Source organism: Kitasatospora sp. NPDC093679 (assembly GCF_040683455.1).
GTDB lineage: Bacteria > Actinomycetota > Actinomycetes > Streptomycetales > Streptomycetaceae > Kitasatospora > Kitasatospora arboriphila.
Genome location: NZ_JBFBDW010000005.1, coordinates 73,444 through 90,512, shown reverse-complemented (window position 1 = coordinate 90,512; position 17,069 = coordinate 73,444). Strand labels below are relative to the sequence as shown.

Annotated in this window: 17 protein-coding genes; 10 read left to right on the top strand and 7 right to left on the bottom strand. The window is 72.6% G+C overall.

Translation table 11 applies throughout. From position 1 onward, the window contains the following. Window positions 1-82 precede the first annotated feature (82 nt). Window positions 83-481 carry a hypothetical protein gene (locus AB0O09_RS06495; protein ID WP_363540469.1) on the top strand — a complete coding sequence of 133 codons (399 nt, stop codon included), beginning with the start codon at window positions 83-85 and terminating at the stop codon, window positions 479-481. Beyond that, window positions 478-693 (top strand): hypothetical protein, encoded by a 216-nt coding sequence (locus tag AB0O09_RS06490; protein ID WP_363540468.1) that lies wholly within the window; start codon window positions 478-480, stop codon window positions 691-693. Before AB0O09_RS06495 ends, AB0O09_RS06490 begins: the two co-directional genes overlap by 4 nt. On the opposite strand, the gene AB0O09_RS06485 is transcribed toward AB0O09_RS06490, so the two are convergent. Continuing rightward, a complete protein-coding gene (locus tag AB0O09_RS06485) occupies window positions 627-2,435 on the bottom strand; it encodes a hypothetical protein (RefSeq protein WP_363540467.1) in 1,809 nt (602 codons plus the stop codon). The two genes, AB0O09_RS06490 and AB0O09_RS06485, sit on opposite strands and share 67 nt — an antisense overlap. Beyond that, the gene (locus AB0O09_RS06480) at window positions 2,432-3,496 is read right to left on the bottom strand and encodes a MoxR family ATPase (RefSeq protein WP_363540466.1); all 1,065 of its coding nucleotides are present in this window, start codon (window positions 3,494-3,496) and stop codon (window positions 2,432-2,434) included. The genes AB0O09_RS06485 and AB0O09_RS06480 overlap by 4 nt, the downstream gene beginning before the upstream one ends. A gap of 111 nt (window positions 3,497-3,607) precedes the next feature. On the opposite strand from AB0O09_RS06480, the gene AB0O09_RS06475 reads away from it, so the two are divergent. The 3 genes from AB0O09_RS06475 to AB0O09_RS06465 are packed head-to-tail and all read left to right on the top strand — an operon-like array spanning window position 3,608 to window position 6,636. After that, on the top strand, window positions 3,608-4,360 hold the full coding sequence (locus tag AB0O09_RS06475; protein WP_363540465.1) for a Sir2 family NAD-dependent protein deacetylase: 753 nt from the start codon (window positions 3,608-3,610) through the stop codon (window positions 4,358-4,360). A gap of 46 nt (window positions 4,361-4,406) precedes the next feature. Further along, a complete protein-coding gene (locus tag AB0O09_RS06470; RefSeq protein WP_363540464.1) occupies window positions 4,407-5,618 on the top strand; it encodes a cytochrome P450 in 1,212 nt (403 codons plus the stop codon). Window positions 5,619-5,637: 19 nt separating this feature from the next. Further along, entirely contained in the window at window positions 5,638-6,636 is a 999-nt protein-coding gene (locus tag AB0O09_RS06465; protein WP_363540463.1) for an ADP-ribosylglycohydrolase family protein, read from the top strand. A 27-nt stretch (window positions 6,637-6,663) separates the two neighbouring features. On the opposite strand, the gene AB0O09_RS06460 is transcribed toward AB0O09_RS06465, so the two are convergent. Genes AB0O09_RS06460 through AB0O09_RS06450 form a run of 3 tightly spaced genes read right to left on the bottom strand, consistent with a single transcriptional unit; the run spans window position 6,664 to window position 9,864 of the window. Further along, window positions 6,664-7,383, bottom strand: a complete 720-nt coding sequence (locus AB0O09_RS06460; protein ID WP_363540462.1) for a VWA domain-containing protein — start codon at window positions 7,381-7,383, stop codon at window positions 6,664-6,666. A gap of 4 nt (window positions 7,384-7,387) precedes the next feature. Then, window positions 7,388-8,527, bottom strand: a complete 1,140-nt coding sequence (locus AB0O09_RS06455) for an ADP-ribosylglycohydrolase family protein (protein ID WP_363540461.1) — start codon at window positions 8,525-8,527, stop codon at window positions 7,388-7,390. A 29-nt stretch (window positions 8,528-8,556) separates the two neighbouring features. Then, entirely contained in the window at window positions 8,557-9,864 is a 1,308-nt protein-coding gene (locus tag AB0O09_RS06450) for a DUF2786 domain-containing protein (protein WP_363540460.1), read from the bottom strand. 225 nt (window positions 9,865-10,089) lie between these two features. On the opposite strand from AB0O09_RS06450, the gene AB0O09_RS06445 reads away from it, so the two are divergent. The 5 genes from AB0O09_RS06445 to tuf all read left to right on the top strand — a co-directional run bounded on the left by AB0O09_RS06445 (window position 10,090) and on the right by tuf (window position 15,463). After that, on the top strand, window positions 10,090-10,650 hold the full coding sequence (locus tag AB0O09_RS06445; RefSeq protein WP_363540459.1) for a DUF1707 and DUF4190 domain-containing protein: 561 nt from the start codon (window positions 10,090-10,092) through the stop codon (window positions 10,648-10,650). A 407-nt stretch (window positions 10,651-11,057) separates the two neighbouring features. Continuing rightward, window positions 11,058-11,429: a 30S ribosomal protein S12 gene (gene rpsL / locus AB0O09_RS06440; RefSeq protein ID WP_014144289.1), complete on the top strand. Its 372-nt coding sequence runs from the start codon at window positions 11,058-11,060 to the stop codon at window positions 11,427-11,429. A gap of 2 nt (window positions 11,430-11,431) precedes the next feature. Further along, a complete protein-coding gene (rpsG, locus tag AB0O09_RS06435) occupies window positions 11,432-11,902 on the top strand; it encodes a 30S ribosomal protein S7 (RefSeq protein WP_030263556.1) in 471 nt (156 codons plus the stop codon). Between the two features lie 39 nt (window positions 11,903-11,941). Beyond that, window positions 11,942-14,047 (top strand): elongation factor G, encoded by a 2,106-nt coding sequence (gene fusA, locus AB0O09_RS06430; RefSeq protein ID WP_263104938.1) that lies wholly within the window; start codon window positions 11,942-11,944, stop codon window positions 14,045-14,047. A gap of 222 nt (window positions 14,048-14,269) precedes the next feature. Next, complete coding sequence (gene tuf, locus AB0O09_RS06425; protein WP_030263551.1) at window positions 14,270-15,463, top strand: elongation factor Tu; 1,194 nt, start codon at window positions 14,270-14,272, stop codon at window positions 15,461-15,463. A 111-nt stretch (window positions 15,464-15,574) separates the two neighbouring features. Here tuf and rfbC read toward each other — a convergent pair whose 3' ends face one another. Both rfbC and rfbA read right to left on the bottom strand, forming a co-directional pair. After that, window positions 15,575-16,159 carry a dTDP-4-dehydrorhamnose 3,5-epimerase gene (rfbC, locus tag AB0O09_RS06420; protein WP_359978260.1) on the bottom strand — a complete coding sequence of 195 codons (585 nt, stop codon included), beginning with the start codon at window positions 16,157-16,159 and terminating at the stop codon, window positions 15,575-15,577. Window positions 16,160-16,161: 2 nt separating this feature from the next. Next, entirely contained in the window at window positions 16,162-17,037 is an 876-nt protein-coding gene (rfbA, locus tag AB0O09_RS06415) for a glucose-1-phosphate thymidylyltransferase RfbA (RefSeq protein ID WP_363540458.1), read from the bottom strand. Between the last annotated feature and the right edge of the window lie 32 nt (window positions 17,038-17,069).

Sequence of the window (17,069 nt, the reverse complement as noted above, 5' to 3'; positions counted from 1 at the left end):
GGCGGGGAATCCGGAGGGGCCCCTCCGACGGGCAGTGTGGTCCCCGCGGCGGTCCGGACGGTCCGGGCGGCCGGGGGGGCGCATGAACCGTCCACCGGCCAAGGTGCTGCTGTACACGGCCGTGACCGCGCTGACCGGGGCCGCCCTGGTGGGCTGCCTCGCCGAGGACCACCGGCGGGACGTCGGCTACCGGGTCACCGAGCAGGTGCGCACCCTGGTGATCGAGGGGGAGACCGGGGACGTCGAGGTCACCGGCGTCCGCACGGTCGCCACCGGTGAGGCGCTGCTCGCGCCCTCCGTCACCCGACGGCTGATCGGCGAGTTCACCGCCCGCAGGGCCGGACCGGCGAGCCCGGCACGGCCGCCCTCCCGGATGCTGCAGCAGCTGACCGCCCGCAAGGCCCAGACGCTGCGGCTGCTCGCCCGCGGACTCTCCACGCCGAGATCGCCGCCGAACTCACCGTCAGCGAGCACACCGTGAAGACCCACGTCTCCAACCTCCTCGCCAAGCTGCAGCTGCGGACCGCGTGCACGCCGTGGTCTTCGCCTACGAGTCCGGGGCGGTGGTCGCGGGGGAGCCGTGACGGGCCGTCCGCGACCGTCGCCCCGAGCCGCCGCCGGGAGCTTCAGCGCATGCGGAAGACCGGGCCGCGGGGGGCGAAGGGGAGGGTGGCGCCGCGGGGGACGAGGTAGGCGTGCTCGCGGCGGATCCGCAGGACGTCGCACTCGGCGTCGGTGATCACCAGCAGCGGAGCCCCCGGTGGGAAGTCCTCGGCGCGTTCCAGCAGGTCGACCCCGGGCTGCAGCACCGTGCCGCCGCGGCCCCGGACGCGGACCCGGCCGGCGATCTCCTCCGGCGGCAGGTAGCCGGCGTCGTGCGGTGCGGCGTCGCAGAACACCACCCGGGCGGCGGCCACGTCGCGGGCCGCCGCGTACGAGGCGATGGCGCCGAGGGCCTTGCCGAGCAGCGGCCGGCTCATCGAGCCGGAGGTGTCGAGCACCACGCCGAAGGTGCACCGGGCTACCTCCTCCTCGGGCCGCCACCGCCCCGCCCGCGGGATGTCCGGGGTGGCGGACTGCCGGCGCGAGGGCCGGGCGTAGCTGCGCACGGTCTGCGGGGACGGCACGAACTCGTCGAACCAGCGGGCGAGCTGCGCGTCCCAGGGCAGCGGCGGGTGGGCGAGCGCGCGGATCTCCTCGACCAGTCCGGCGGGGAGGGTGCCGCGCTCCCGGGTGTGGAGTTCGAAGCCCTGCTGCAGGCCGCGCCGGTAGAACCCGTCCAGGTCGACGTGGTCGCGCGGGCTGCCGAGCGGCTCGCCGAGCACGTCCGGCCGGCCCTTCCCGGCGAGGGTGGCGAGGCGGCGGATCCGCCGCTGGTCGCGGACGATCCGGTCGTACACCTCCTCGGCGGAGAGCCCCTTGAGCCGCGGGTCGTGCAGCAGGCCCTCCGGCATGTCGCCGACGCCCATCTCGACCAGCCAGCCGTTCACCACGAAGTCGCAGGCGACGTTGAAGAGGTACGGGTCGCGGGCGCCCGTCCGGTCGCCGTGCCGCAGGGCGGCGTGCAGCATCTCGTGGCCGAGGACGAACCGCCACTCCTCGTCGGTCAGGTGCAGCAGCGGGTTGACGTAGAGCTCGCCGGCCGCGGCGTTCACCGCGGCGACGGAGATCCCGTGCGCGCGGGCGAGTTCGGCGTCGGCGACGACGGTCATGCCGGCCGCGATGCCGCCGAGCAGCGGGTAGGAGGAGACGAACCAGTTCAGCGCCCGCATCCAGGGCCGCTGCGGTTCGCGGGCGTCGGTGAGGCCGGCCCGGCGGCCGCCGGCGACGTCCATCGCGGCGGAGACCGTCCGGGTGAGGGCCGCGGCGAACGCGGCCGTCCAGTCCTCCGGGTCCCGGTATCCCTGCCAGGGCACCAGCAGCTGGTCGGCGAGGCCCGGGCCGCAGGCGCTCGGGACGTCCGGTACCCCGTCGCGGCGCCAGCGGGCGGCGAGTTCGTCCTCGTCGCCGGCGGGCAGCGACCGCGGCAGGTCGAACGGGCAGCGCCCGACGTGGAAGGTGGCCTGGAAGCGGTGGACGGCGGTGCAGCGGGCGGCCTGCAGCGCGTCGTCGGCCGGTGTGCGCCGGCCGCGCGCGGCGGGCACGTGGCCGAAGCCGAGGTGGAGCAGGCAGTGCGTCAGCACCCAGGCCCACTCGGCGGGTTCGGCGTGCCGCCCGATGTCGGCGTGCACGGTGCCGTCGGAGTCGACGACCGCCCAGCCGCCGGGCGGGACGGCCTCGCAGCCGGGGGCGGTGCAGATCCGGGCGTCGATCGCGTTCAGGGCGTGGTTGGCCCCCACCAGCGCGAGTCCCGCCCGGAAGGCCTCGGCGGCCGGGTCCGGACGTTCCTCGGGATCACGGCCGGCGGCGCGGCGCTTCGCGGCGGCACGGCTCACCGCCGTGCCTCGACGAGCCGGGGCATGTCCCGGGCGGCCTCGACCAGGAACCACGACGGCAGCACCGGGTTGCCGTCCTCGCCGTCCGCGATGACGGTCTGGGCGACCTCGACGGAGATCTCGGCGAGCTGGACGAGCAGCGACTTCGCCCGGTACGCGGTGCGCCGCAGCTGCTCGGAGGCGTGCTCCTTGCGGGCCGGGAGCACCTTGACCAGCCTCCCGCGGAAGGCGTCGGCCAGGTAGTACAGCAGGTCGCGGTCCTCCAACCGGGCGGGCCAGCGGGCGTCGCCCTTGAGGATGGCGTCCAGCCCGTACGCGTTGCGGACGATCTTGGCGTAGCCGCAGAAGGCCACCGCGTGCTGCGGGGTGAGCAGGCCGTGCGCGACCACCTGCAGCGCCGCCTCGTCCAGGGCCGGGCCGAAGGAGTGCAGCGCGTCGGAGAGCATGTGCCAGGAGCGCGGGGTGGAGAACGGCTCCTCGGTCTTCGGCGGCGCCGACCACAGGTGGTCCGGCCGGTCGGTGAGGTGGTCCAGCACCCACGGGTGGATGCCCGCGCCGGCCGCCCAGGCCAGCCAGTCGGTGGCGCTGGCCCGCAGGTGCACGTGGACCAGCCGGTTGACCAGCGCGGAGGCCATCGGCCGGGCCAGCGCACCGTCGGTCGCCCGGTTGCCCGCGCCGATCACGATCGAGCCCGGCGGCAGCTCGTAGGAGCCGATCCGGCGGTCCAGGATCAGCGAGTAGAAGGCCTTCTGCACGTCCGGCGAGGCCGCGTTGAGCTCGTCGAGGAACAGGCAGTACGGCTCGTCGCGGGCGATCGACTCCGGCGGGCAGAACCGGGACCGGCCGTCCGCGGTCAGCTGCGGCACGCCGACCAGGTCCTCCGGCGCCAACTGGGTGCCGATCAGGCTCACGCACTCCAGACCCAGCGAATCGGCGAACCCCCGCACCAGCGAGGACTTGCCGATGCCGGGCGCACCCCACAGGAAGACCGGGCGGACGGTCGCCAGACCCAGCAGCAACTCCGGTACCCGGGACGGCGAGACGGTGACGGCACCCTGCACGGGACTCCTTCGACACGGTGGGGTTCCCGGCCAGTGTGCGCACCCGCCGCCGCGCGGCGCACCAGGTTTTCCGGTGGCGCCGGCCGCGGCCGCCCGCGTACCGTCCCGGCCATGAACGCCAAGCGGCCCCTGATCGCCGTCCTCACCGGCGCGGGCATCTCCACAGACTCCGGCATCCCCGACTACCGCGGCCCGAACGGCCTGTGGCAGCGCGACCCGAAGGCGCAGGAGCTCGTCACCATCGGCCCGTACCTCGCCGATCCGGACGTCCGCCGGCGGTCCTGGCAGCTGCGCAAGGAGGTCGGCGCCGTCGGTGCCGAACCCAACGCCGGCCACCTCGCGCTCGTCGAACTGGAACGCTCCGGGCTGCCGATGCGCGTCCTCACGCAGAACGTCGACGGCCTGCACCGGCGTTCGGGCCTGCCCGAGCGCAAGGTGCTCGAACTCCACGGCACCGCCGACCGGGTGCAGTGCGTCCGCTGCCGCCTGCGCACCCCGATGGCCGAGGCGCTGGCCCGGGTCGACGCCGGCGAGCCGGACCCGGCCTGCCTCGCCTGCGGGGGCGTGCTCAAGCCGTGCACCGTGATGTTCGGCGAAGTGCTCGACGAGCAGGTGCTCGCGGACGCCGCGGCGATCGCCAAGGCCTGCGACCTGTTCCTCGCCGTCGGCACCCTGCTGCAGGTCCACCCGGCGGCCGCTCTCGCCCGGGTCGCGGTGGAGCACGGCGCCCGGCTGATCGTCGTCAACGCCGACCCGACCCCCTACGACGACGAGGCCGCCGAGGTGATCCGCGAACCGATCTCGCAGGCGCTGCCCGCGCTGGTCGCCCGGATCACCGCAGGGGAGTTCTCCACCCCGGCCTGACCGGCTGCGTAGCATGGGCCCTCCCCGGACGCGTGGGAGGCGGACGATGGCAAGCGGTGGCTTCGACCCGTGGTCGGCGGCGTTCGTCGCCCACCCCTACGACGCGTACGCCGAGCTACGGGCGAAGGCGCCGGTCACCCGGTACGAACCCAGCAACCAGTGGCTGATCGCCCGGTACGCCGACGTCTCCGCCCTGCTGCGCGACCGCCGGCTCGGCCGCACCTACACCCACCGCTACACCCACGCCGAGTTCGGCCGGCCCGAGCCCGACCCCGCGCACGAGCCCTTCCACACCCTCAACGACAACGGCCTGCTCGACCTGGAGGCCCCCGACCACACCCGCATCCGCCGCCTGGTCTCCAAGGCCTTCACCCCGCGCCGGGTCGAGTCGCTGCGCCCCACCGTCGCCCGGCTCGCCGACGGACTCGTCACCGGCCTGCTGGCCGACGGCGGCGGCGACCTGATCGCGACGGTCGCCGAGCCGCTGCCGGTCGCCGTCATCGCCGAGATGCTCGGCGTCCCGGAGGGCGACCGGCACCTGCTGCGGCCGTGGTCCGCCGACATCACCGGCATGTTCGAGCTCAACCCGGGCGAGGAGACGGCGCGGCGCGCCGTCCGCGCCAGCACCGAGTTCTCCGACTACCTGCGCGCCCTGATCCGGCGGCGCCGCACCGACCCCGGCGACGACCTGATCAGCGCCCTCGCCCTGGTCGCCGACGAGGGGGAGGTGCTCAGCGAGCAGGAGGTCGTCTCCACCTGCGTGCTGCTGCTCAACGCCGGGCACGAGGCGACCGTCAACACCACCGGCAACGGCTGGTGGGCGCTCTTCCGCAACCCCGGCGAACTCGCCCGGCTCCGCGCCTCGGTGGACGAACTGCTGCCCACCGCCGTCGAGGAACTGATGCGCTGGGACACACCGCTGCAGATGTTCGAACGCTGGGTGCTGGAGGACATCGAGGTCGGCGGGGTACGGATCCCGCGCGGCTCCGAGGTCGCCCTGCTCTTCGGCTCCGCCAACCGCGACCCCGAGCGCTTCGCCGACCCCGACCGGCTCGACCTCGGCCGCACCGACAACCCGCACATCACCTTCGGCGCCGGAATCCATTTCTGTCTCGGCGCCCCGCTCGCCAGACTGGAGCTCAACGAGTCCTTCGGCGCACTGCTCCGCCGGGCACCCGGCCTGCGCCTCGTCCGCGAGCCCGTCTGGCGGCCCGGCTACGTGATCCGCGGACTCGAAGAACTGCTGGTCGAGGTCTGACACACCGCTGGAGGTGGCCGTGGGAGCGGCAACGGGGGCACTGCTGGGGCTGGCGATCGGCGACGCCATGGGACGACCCACCGAGTTCGACACCATGGCGGGCATCACCGCCGGCTGCCCCGACTGGCGCCGGCTCCCGCTGCCCGACCCGGCCAGGGTCACCGACGACACCCAGATGACCCTCGCCCTCGGCCGCGCCCTGCGCACCGCCCTGGAGCGCGGCCCGCTCACCCCGCTGCGCCTGGAGCGGCCGTTGCGCGAGGGGTTCGTCGACTGGTGGCGCTCCCCGGAGAACAACCGCGCCCCCGGCCGCACCTGCATGCGCTCCTGCCACCGCCTCAGCAGGGACGGCACGCCCTGGCAGCAGGCGAGCGACGTCGGCTCCAAGGGCTGCGGCGCCAACATGCGGGTCGCCCCGCTCGGCCTCGTCCGCGGGCTGACGCCGGCCCAGCTCTCGGGCGCCGCGCAGCTGCAGTCCGGGTTGACCCACGGCCACCCCACCGCGCTCGCCGCCAGCGTGCTCACCGCGCACACCGTGCGGCTGCTCGCCGACGGCACCGCCCCGGCCGAACTCCCGGGCCTGCTGCGCGCGTACGCCACCGGGCAGCGCGGCCGCTACGACGCGTTCTGGCTCGGCGACCTCGCCGCCCACGCCCAGGACCCGTCGCCGGAGACCTTCGCCACCCGCGGCTGGGACGAGTGCCTCTTCGTCCTCGACCGGCTGGACGCCGCGCTCGCCCGGCCCTCCCTCGACACCGACCCGTGCGAGACCACCGGCGCCGGGTGGATCGCCGAAGAGGCCTTCGCCACCGGTCTGCTGTGCTTCCTGCTGCTGCCCGACGACCCGGTCGCCGCCGTCCGCCGGGCCGCCTTCTCCTCCGGAGACTCCGACTCCATCGCCTGCCTCACCGGCGCCTTCGCCGGCGCCCGGCACGGCAGCGCCGCCTGGCCCGCCGAGTGGGCCGAGCGCATCGAGTACCGCGACGAACTCCTCGCGCTCGGCGCGCTCTGGGACTGACGCCCGCTCGGCCGCCCGGGCGCCGACTCAGCCGGCCAGGACGCCCGCCGCCCGGGCGGCCGCCAGCCACGCGGGGAAGCCCTCCAGCAGCCGGTCGTACAGCTCGGCGTCGGAGTGGGACCCGGGGTCGCGGCCGGCCGGGAAGAAGCCGGCGTTGTCGACCGGCCTGGCCGCGGGCACCGGGAGCTCGTCCAGCCGGTGCAGGAAGGCGAACTCCTGGTCGGCCGGGTCGCCGAAGCCCACGAACTGCCAGTAGAGCGGCAGTTCGGCGGCCAGGCAGAGCAGCTCGCGGGCCGCGCCGCGGGCGGTCGGGCCGCCGTCGGTCTGGAACACCACCAGCGCCGGGGCGTTCGCCCCGGACAGCTGGTGGTGCCGGATCACGGCCTTCATCGCCAGGTGGTAGTTGGTGCGGCCCATGTGCCCGAGCCCGGCGTGCAGCGCGTCGATCCGGCCGCGGTGGTCGTCGAGCGCGAGCTCGGCCACCCCGTCCACCTCGGTGGAGAAGAACACCACCGGCACCCGCCCGTCGTCGTCCAGGTGCGCGGAGAGCGCCAGCACCTGCTCGGCGAAGCGCTGGACGGCACCCGAGCGGTAGAACGGCCGCATGGACCCGGACCGGTCCAGCACCAGGTACACCGCGGCCCGCACCCCGCGCAGCCCGGACTTCTCCAGGCTGACCCGCGCCGACGCGTAGTGGCCGACCAGCCCCGGCGCGGCGGCCGCCACCTTCTCCGGACTCAGGCCCACCGGCTCAGTCCCTGGTCCGGAAGCGCTGCCGGCCCGCCGGCGGCGCCGGGGGAGCAGCGGGCGTCGGGGGAGCGACGGGAGCCGAGAAGGCGGGAGCCGCGGAAGCCTCCACCGGGGGCAGCAGCGGGTACCGGTCCGCCAGTGCGGCCCGGTCGCCGTCCGCGAAGGCCGCCACCAGGTCGTCCGCGACCTGCAGCACCACGTCCAGGCCCTCCACCTCGGCCGTCCAGTCCGCCGGCAGCCCGGCGGTGCCGTACATCGCGCCGACCAGGTTGCCGCAGACCGCACCGGTGGAGTCGCTGTCCCCCGAGTGGTTCGCCGCCAGCACCAGCGCCTCCCGGGCGTCCGCGCCCGTCAGCGCCGCGTACACCGCGATCGCCAGGCACTCCTCGGCGATCCAGCCGAGGCCCACCTGCTCCACCCGCTCGGGGCACGCCGGGCCGAGCCCGGCCACCCGCACCGCACGCCGCAGCGCCGCCACCGTCTCCTCGCCGCCCGGGTACGCCGCGGTCTGCTCGACGGTCTCCTCGACCGCCCGCCGCAGCTCCGTCCCGTGCACCAGCCGCTCGACCAGCGCCGCGAAGGCCCCCGCCGCCAGGTACCCCGTCGGGTGTCCGTGCGTCAGCTGAGCGCAGTCCGCCGCCAGTTCGAAGGCCCGCCGCACCCCCAGCCGGGCCAGCCCGAACGGCGCCGAGCGCATCACCGTGCCGCAGCCCTTGGACTGCGCGTTCACCTCGCCGTGCAGCCCGTACGCCACCGGCGGCAGGTAGCCGTACCCGGCGAGCCCGCTGGTGCAGGCCGTCCCCGGCGCCCGCGAGGCGTACAGGAACTCCCGGCCGAGCAGCCAGCCGTCCGGGTGGCGCTCCGGCCCGGGCAGCCGCTGGGTCAGCATCCACCGCCGGTACGCCCGGTGGACCTCCTCGCGGGTGCCGCCGCGCAGCAGGCCCTCGGCGGTGAACAGCGTCATCTGGGTGTCGTCGGTCACCTCGCCGTGCCGGCCGCCGGCGGCCGGCGAGCGCAGCCCGTCCGGGCCGAAGCGGTCCCGGATGTCGTCCAGCCGCTGGAACTCCACCGGCCAGCCCAGCGCGTCGCCGAGCGCCCCGCCCACCAGTGAGCCGCGCACGCGGTCCCGGTACTCCACCATCGTCTCCCCCTCCGCGGCCGCTCCGGCCGTCAGTCCTCGATCGCCCCGGCACGCCCGTGCAGCGCCGCCCGGTCCGCGGCGGCCCGTCCGGCCGCCCACCCCTCTCCGTCGCTGACCCGCACCCGCTGCGAGACCAGCTTCGGGAACATCCGCCCGACCGTGTCGTCCACCGCCTGCCCGCGGGCCGCCAGCACCGGCAGCAGCCGCTCGTCCGGCGCCAGCTGCTCGGAGGTGCCGTCCTCGCGCAGGTGCCGTCCGGCCGCCGCGTCGGCGGTCGCCCGCTCGGTCGCCTCGGTGAGCCGCTCCCGGATCCGCGCAGCATAGGAGATCAGGAAGGACTGACGGAACGCCTTCGTCCGCGGCGCGCCGTCCTGGTGCCGGCGGCTGCCCGCCCGGTGCATCGCCGCGGTGCCCTGCACCAGCAGCGAGGTGTAGAGCAGCTCCACCGCGTCCAGGTCCGCGTCGAAGCCGATCACCGTGCAGAAGCCGAACTCCTTCGCCCACACCACCCGGCACCGGTTCGCCGCCGCCACCGCGTCCAGCAGCATCGCCTTCGGGCTCTCGTACGGCTGGTCGACCCCGATCCGCAGCGCGGCCGGCGCGTCCTTCGCCGGGCCGCCCGCCGCGAGCAGCGCCTCGTCGATCGAGTGCTGCGCCATCAGCTGCTGGGCCTTTTCGGTCAGCGCCTCCGCCTCGTCGGGGAACTCCGTCGACTCGGCCTTCGCCAGCAGCGCCCGGATCCGCCCGAGCATCCGCGGCTCGCCCGCCGCCGGGCGCGCGGCCGCCGGGTCGAACGCCCGACCGCCGCCCTGCTGCCCGGGCACCGGGCCGACCGGCGCGATCGGCGGCAGCAGCGACCAGGCCCGCAGCAGCTCCAGCGCGGCCGTCGCCAGCGCGAACCGGTCCTGCCGGTGCCGGGCCGCGAACTCCGGCAGGTACGCCTCGTCCGACCCCCACCACACCTCGGCCGCCAGCTCCCGCAGCTGCTCCTGCCAGCGCCGGTCCAGCGAGGCGGCCGGGTGCCGCCTGCCCTCCGCCGCGATCAGGTCGACCGCCAGCGCCAGGTGCACCGGCCCCAGCTCGCGCCGCACCACCCGGACGAGGTCGGCGGGCCGCCACCCGGCCGTCCAGCACCGGCCGACCGCGCGCTCCGCGAACGCCAGCAGCGCCCGGCCGACCTCCGGCCACTGCTCCGCCGAGGCGGCCAGCAGCGAGGCGCCGCCGTCCAGCGCGTACTCCAACGTCTCCGCGGGCGCAGCCACGACCTGCTGCACCGCCGAGGCCAGCAGCCCCTCGACGGCGGAGTCCTGCCCGGCCCTGCCGCTGCGCCTGCCCACGATGCCTCTTCCGTCCGCGTCCGCCGGCCCGGCCACGACCGGCCGGATCCCGTCCCATGATGCAGGAGCGGCTCCGACGGGCGGGCGGGCCGCGGGCGGCGCGTGGCGGCCGCCACGTGAATCGGTCTTCGTGGCGGGCAACTACTCGGGGGCGCCGCTCGTCCTGCATTCTGTAGGGGCAGCACGCGCAGCCGACGCGCGACGGGGTGTCAGGGAGGTGGCCGCATGGCCGTTGAGCCGTGGAGGCATCCGCAGCAGTCGTACGGCCCGCCGCCGCAGCCCTGGCAGCCGGCGGCCACCCCGCAGGCCGCGATGCGCGCCGCCCACGCGGACCGCGAGCGGACGGTCGACGTGCTGAAGGCCGCCTACGCCGAGGGCCGGCTGACGGCGGAGGAGTACTCGCAGCGCTTCGACCACGCGCACCGCGCGCAGACGTACGGTCAGCTCGCGCAGCTGGTCGCCGACCTGCCGTCCGGGCCGATGGTGGCGCCGATGGGCGCGGCCGTGCCGGTCGTCCCGCCGACCTTCATGCCGCCGCCGGCGCCGTACGCGCCGCCGCGCACCAACGGGATGGCGATCGCCTCGATGGTGCTGGGCCTGCTCTGCCTGCCGACCTTCGGCGCGCTCGGCATCCCGGCCGTGGTCACCGGGCACATCGCGAAGTCGCAGCTGCGGGCCGGCCGCGAGGAGGGCGACGGCATGGCGACGGCCGGTCTGGTGATCGGCTGGCTGTCGGTGGCCGGATGGGCGCTGATGATGCTGCTCGCCGTGGTGTCCGCGGGCTGACCTGCGGTTCCGTCCCGTTCCGCGGGCCGGGACGGCGGCCGGGCAGGGTGGCGGCCCCGTCCGATGTGTGGTAAGACGGCTCGAACGTTCCCGCACCGTTCCGGTTGTCCAGGCTCGCCCGGGTGAGCAGCGGCGTTGCATTTGTTTTGACCGCCGCCGATGCGCTAGGTACGCTCTGATTCGTGCCTGGGGTGTCCCCGGGTCCTTGTGCGTGCCAGTTGACCGGCCGCCGTAGCGGAGCGCTGATCCCGCTCTCGCCGTGCGAGCGCCGTCGCTGTCCATCAGCTCATGGGATTCCGCGATTCCTCCGCCGGGAGACTCGACACACCCGACCGCGTGGGTCGGTGGGTCGAGGGGCGCCGCAGGTTAGTTTTACGCAGCCTTGGCACACAGAAAACGGAGAAACGGTGCCTACGATCCAGCAGCTGGTCCGAAAGGGCCGGCAGGACAAGGTCGAGAAGAACAAGACGCCCGCCCTGAAGGGCTCCCCGCAGCGTCGTGGCGTCTGCACGCGTGTGTACACGACCACCCCGAAGAAGCCGAACTCGGCGCTTCGTAAGGTCGCCCGTGTGCGCCTCACCAGCGGGATCGAGGTCACCGCCTACATCCCGGGCGAGGGCCACAACCTGCAGGAGCACTCCATCGTGCTGGTCCGCGGTGGCCGTGTGAAGGACCTTCCTGGTGTCCGCTACAAGATCATCCGCGGCTCCCTCGACACCCAGGGTGTCAAGAACCGCAAGCAGGCTCGCAGCCGCTACGGCGCCAAGAAGGAGAAGTAAGAATGCCTCGTAAGGGCCCCGCCCCGAAGCGCCCGGTCATCATCGACCCGGTTTACGGCTCCCCGCTGGTGACCTCGCTGGTCAACAAGATCCTGCTGCACGGCAAGCGCTCCACCGCCGAGCGGATCGTGTACGGCGCCCTCGAGGGCGTCCGCGAGAAGACCGGCGCCGACCCGGTGGTCGCGCTCAAGCGCGCCCTGGAGAACGTCAAGCCGACCCTCGAGGTCAAGTCCCGCCGTGTCGGTGGCGCGACCTACCAGGTGCCGGTCGAGGTCAAGCCGGGCCGTGCCAACACCCTGGCGCTGCGCTGGCTCGTCGGTTACTCCCGCGCCCGTCGCGAGAAGACCATGACCGAGCGTCTGCTGAACGAGATCCTCGACGCCAGCAACGGCCTCGGCGCGTCCGTGAAGCGTCGCGAGGACACCCACAAGATGGCCGAGTCCAACAAGGCCTTCGCGCACTACCGCTGGTAGTCCGAACCCCGTCACTAGACAGAGAGAGAACGAGCCACCATGGCTGCAACCTCCCTTGACCTCGCCAAGGTCCGCAACATCGGGATCATGGCGCACATCGACGCGGGCAAGACCACCACCACCGAGCGGATCCTGTTCTACACCGGTGTCTCGTACAAGATCGGTGAGGTCCACGATGGCGCTGCCACCATGGACTGGATGGAGCAGGAGCAGGAGCGCGGCATCACCATCACGTCGGCCGCGACGACCTGTCACTGGACGCTCGACGGCGTCGACAACACCATCAACATCATCGACACCCCGGGCCACGTCGACTTCACCGTCGAGGTGGAGCGCTCGCTGCGCGTGCTCGACGGTGGCGTGACGGTGTTCGACGGCGTCGCCGGCGTCGAGCCCCAGTCCGAGACCGTGTGGCGGCAGGCTGACCGCTACGGCGTCCCGCGCATCTGCTTCATCAACAAGCTGGACCGCACGGGCGCCGACTTCTACTTCTGCGTGCAGACCATCGTGGACCGCCTCGGCGCCACCCCGCTGGTCATGCAGCTCCCGATCGGCGCGGAGTCCGACTTCGTCGGCGTCGTCGACCTGGTGAAGATGAAGGCCCTGGTCTGGTCGCCCGAGGCCACCAAGGGCGAGATGTACGACGTCGTCGACATCCCGGCCGACCTCGCCGACAAGGCCGAGGAGTACCGCGAGGCCCTGCTCGACACCGTGTCGAACGTCAGCGACGAGGTGATGGAGCTCGCCCTGGAGGGCGAGGACATCCCCGAGGAGCTGCTGGTCGCCGCGATCCGCAAGGGCACGCTGAACTCGGACTTCACCCCGATCTTCTGCGGCTCGGCGTTCAAGAACAAGGGCGTTCAGCCCCTGCTCGACGCGGTTGTGAAGTACCTGCCGTCGCCCCTCGACATCGAGGGCATCGAGGGCACCAAGCCGAACAACCCCGAAGAGAAGATCGTCCGCCAGGCCTCGGACGACGAGCCGCTGGCCGCCCTGGCGTTCAAGATCATGTCCGACCCGCACCTGGGCAAGCTCACCTTCGTCCGCGTGTACTCCGGCCGCCTGGAGTCCGGCACCTCGGTGCTGAACTCCGTCAAGGGCAAGAAGGAGCGCATCGGCAAGATCTACCGCATGCACGCGAACAAGCGTGAGGAGATCGACTCGGTGGGCGCCGGCGACATCATCGCCGTCATGGGCCTGAAGCAGACCACCACCGGTGAGACGCTGTCCGACGAGAAGCAGCCGGTCATCCTGGAGTCCATGGACTTCCCGGCCCCGGTCATCCGCGTCGCGATCGAGCCCAAGTCCAAGGGTGACCAGGAGAAGCTGGGTGTCGCCATCCAGCGTCTCGCCGAGGAGGACCCGTCCTTCCAGGTCAACACGGACGAGGAGACCGGCCAGACCATCATCGCGGGTATGGGCGAGCTGCACCTCGAGGTGCTCGTCGACCGTATGCGCCGTGAGTTCAAGGTCGAGGCCAACGTCGGCAAGCCGCAGGTCGCGTACCGCGAGACGATCCGCAAGGCCGTCGAGCGCATCGACTACACGCACAAGAAGCAGACCGGTGGTTCGGGTCAGTTCGCGAAGATCCAGATCGCGATCGAGCCGCTGGAGTCGGGCGAGGGCTACGAGTTCGTCAACAAGGTCACCGGTGGCCGCGTGCCGAAGGAGTACATCCCCTCGGTCGACGCCGGTTGCCAGGAGGCCATGGAGTTCGGTGTCCTCGCCGGCTACCCGCTCCAGGGCGTCCGCGTGACCCTGCTCGACGGTGCGTCGCACGACGTCGACTCGTCCGAGCTCGCGTTCAAGATCGCCGGTTCGATGGCCTTCAAGGAAGGCGCCAAGAAGGCCGGTCCGGCCCTCCTGGAGCCGATGATGGCCGTCGAGGTCACCACGCCCGAGGACTACATGGGCGACGTGATCGGCGACATCAACTCCCGCCGTGGCCAGATCCGGGCCATGGAGGAGCGTCACGGTGCGCGCGTCGTCAAGGCGCTCGTGCCGCTCTCCGAGATGTTCGGCTACGTCGGTGACCTGCGCAGCAAGACCTCTGGTCGCGCAAGCTACTCGATGCAGTTCGACTCGTACGCCGAGGTTCCGCGGAACGTGGCGGACGACATCATCGCCAAGGCCAAGGGCGAGTAAGGCCGGCTCCGCCGGTCAAGGTTCGGCCCGTTATTCGGGACGAATCCGACCCCTTAGGCTAGAAGGAGGTAACCCGGGGCGAATCCCCACGGATTCCCCCGGGCCCTCCCGGCACCCCACCCCGCGGGACGGCATGGAGCGCTACCAGCGCCCCGTTCCCAATCCCGATCAAAGACCAACTGACGTCGTACGGCGTACAGAACTGTCCTCAGGAGGACTGCAGTGGCGAAGGCGAAGTTCGAGCGGACGAAGCCCCACGTCAACATCGGCACCATCGGTCACATCGACCACGGTAAGACCACGCTGACCGCGGCGATCACCAAGGTGCTGCACGACGCGTACCCGGACATCAACCCCTTCACGCCGTTCGACCAGATCGACAAGGCGCCGGAGGAGCGGCAGCGCGGTATCACCATCTCGATCGCGCACGTCGAGTACCAGACCGAGGCGCGTCACTACGCCCACGTTGACTGCCCGGGTCACGCTGACTACATCAAGAACATGATCACCGGTGCGGCCCAGATGGACGGTGCGATCCTCGTCGTCGCCGCCACCGACGGCCCGATGCCGCAGACCAAGGAGCACGTCCTCCTGGCCCGCCAGGTCGGCGTCCCCTACATCGTCGTCGCCCTGAACAAGGCCGACATGGTGGACGACGAGGAGATCCTGGAGCTCGTCGAGCTCGAGGTCCGTGAGCTCCTCTCCGAGTACGAGTTCCCGGGCGACGACCTGCCGGTCGTGCGCGTCTCGGCGCTCAAGGCGCTCGAGGGCGACAAGGAGTGGGGCGAGAAGCTCCTCGGCCTCATGCACGCCGTCGACGAGTCGATCCCGACCCCGGCCCGTGCCACCGAGCTGCCGTTCCTGATGCCGATCGAGGACGTCTTCACGATCACCGGTCGTGGCACCGTCGTCACCGGCCGCATCGAGCGCGGTGTCCTCAAGGTCAACGAGACCGTCGACATCATCGGCATCAAGACCACCAAGACCACCACCACGGTCACCGGTATCGAGATGTTCCGCAAGCTGCTCGACGAGGGCCAGGCCGGTGAGAACGTCGGTCTGCTCCTCCGTGGCATCAAGCGCGAGGACGTCGAGCGCGGCCAGGTCATCATCAAGCCGGGTTCGGTCACCCCGCACACCGACTTCGAGGCCCAGGCCTACATCCTGTCGAAGGACGAGGGTGGCCGTCACACCCCCTTCTTCAACAACTACCGCCCGCAGTTCTACTTCCGTACCACGGACGTGACCGGCGTCGTGACCCTCCCCGAGGGCACCGAGATGGTCATGCCGGGCGACAACACCGCCATGACCGTCGCGCTGATCCAGCCCGTCGCCATGGAGGAGGGCCTCAAGTTCGCCATCCGTGAGGGTGGCCGCACCGTCGGCGCCGGCCAGGTCACCAAGATCGTCAAGTGACGATCTGACCCCGGCCCGTCGTAGGGCTCGCCGCAAGGCAAACGGAAGGGCCCGCCCCCTCCGTCCGCGAGGACGGGGAGGGCGGGCCCTTCCGCGTTTCCGGCTACCGGGTCACAGGCCCGCGGAGTACGTGCGGCAGGTCTCGTAGTCCGGCAGCAGGCCGGTGGCGATCGCCTCGGCGAGCGAGGGCGCGGCCTCGTCGCGGGCCGACAGCTGCGGCAGCTCGGCCGGCCACTCGATGCCCAGCTCCGCGTCGAGCGGGTGCACCGCGTGCTCCCCGGTGGGGTTGTAGGTCTCCGAGCAGAGGTAGGACAGCGTGGCGTCGTCGGTGAGCGCGCAGAAGCCGTGGCCGAGGCCCTCGGCGATGTACAGCGCCCGGCGCTCGGTGTCGTCCAGCCGGACGCCCTCCCAGCGGCCGAAGGTCGGCGAGCCGACCCGCAGGTCCACCACCACGTCGAGCACCGCACCGCGCACGCAGGTCACGTACTTCGCCTGACCGGGCGGCACGTCGGCGAAGTGGATGCCGCGCACCACGCCGCGCGCCGAGACGGAGAGGTTGCCCTGGGCCAGGCGCAGCGGGTGACCGACCGCCTCGGCCAGCCGGTCGAAGCGGTACCACTCGGTGAACAGGCCGCGCGGGTCCCCGTGCAGCTGCGGGGTGATCTCGAACGCTCCCTCGATGCCGAGCTCGCGGATCTTCACCGGGACTCCTCCTCGTCCAGCAGGTTCAACAGGTAGGTGCCGTAACCGCTCTTCAGCAGCGGCAGGGCCAGCTCGCGCAGCTGCTCGGAGTCGATCAGCCCGGCGCGCCAGCACGCCTCCTCGATGCAGCCGATCTTGAAGCCCTGGCGCTCCTCGATCACGCGGACGAACTCCGAGGCCTGCACCATCGACACGAACGTCCCGGTGTCCAGCCAGGCGGTGCCGCGGTCGAGGATCGTCACGTGCAGCCGGCCGTCGCGCAGGTACGCCTCGTTGACGGCGGTGATCTCGAGCTCGCCGCGGGCGCTCGGCTCCAGGTCGCGGGCGATCTCCACCACGCGGTTGTCGTAGAAGTAGAGGCCCGGCACCGCGTACCGGGACTTCGGCTTCTCCGGCTTCTCCTCGATGGAGATGACCTGGCCCTGCTCGTCGAACTCGACCACGCCGTAGGCGGTCGGGTCGGCCACCGGGTACGCGAAGACCCGGCCGCCGACCGCGTCGGTGTGCTCGGCGAGCCGCGTGCCGAGGCCGCTGCCGTGAAAGATGTTGTCGCCGAGGATCAGCGCCACGTGCTCGTCGCCGATGAAGTCCGCGCCGAGGACGAACGCCTGGGCGATGCCCTCGGGACGCTCCTGCACCGCGTATTCGAGGCTGAGGCCCAGCTGGGAGCCGTCGCCGAGCAGGCGCTCGAACTGCGGCCGGTCCTCCGGGGTGGTGATGATCAGGATCTCGCTGATGCCCGCCATCACCAGGGTGGAGAGCGGGTAGTAGATCATCGGCTTGTCGAAGACCGGGAGCAGCTGCTTCGAGACCGCTCGCGTCAGGGGCCACAGCCGGGACCCGGTGCCGCCGGCCAAGAGAATTCCACGCATGGCGTGCAGCCTATGCGAGGACCGCCCCATAC

Excerpts from the sequence above, each read along its gene's own strand:
- AB0O09_RS06495 (WP_363540469.1), top strand. The coding sequence starts at position 83 with ATGAACCGTCCACCGGCCAAGGTGCTGCTGTACACGGCCGTGACCGCG.
- AB0O09_RS06455 (WP_363540461.1), bottom strand. The coding sequence starts at position 8,527 with ATGGTGGAGTACCGGGACCGCGTGCGCGGCTCACTGGTGGGCGGGGCG.
- rpsG (WP_030263556.1), top strand. The coding sequence starts at position 11,432 with ATGCCTCGTAAGGGCCCCGCCCCGAAGCGCCCGGTCATCATCGACCCG.
- fusA (WP_263104938.1), top strand. The coding sequence starts at position 11,942 with ATGGCTGCAACCTCCCTTGACCTCGCCAAGGTCCGCAACATCGGGATC.
- rfbA (WP_363540458.1), bottom strand. The coding sequence starts at position 17,037 with ATGCGTGGAATTCTCTTGGCCGGCGGCACCGGGTCCCGGCTGTGGCCC.
- AB0O09_RS06445 (WP_363540459.1), top strand. The coding sequence starts at position 10,090 with ATGGCCGTTGAGCCGTGGAGGCATCCGCAGCAGTCGTACGGCCCGCCG.
- AB0O09_RS06470 (WP_363540464.1), top strand. The coding sequence starts at position 4,407 with ATGGCAAGCGGTGGCTTCGACCCGTGGTCGGCGGCGTTCGTCGCCCAC.
- AB0O09_RS06475 (WP_363540465.1), top strand. The coding sequence starts at position 3,608 with ATGAACGCCAAGCGGCCCCTGATCGCCGTCCTCACCGGCGCGGGCATC.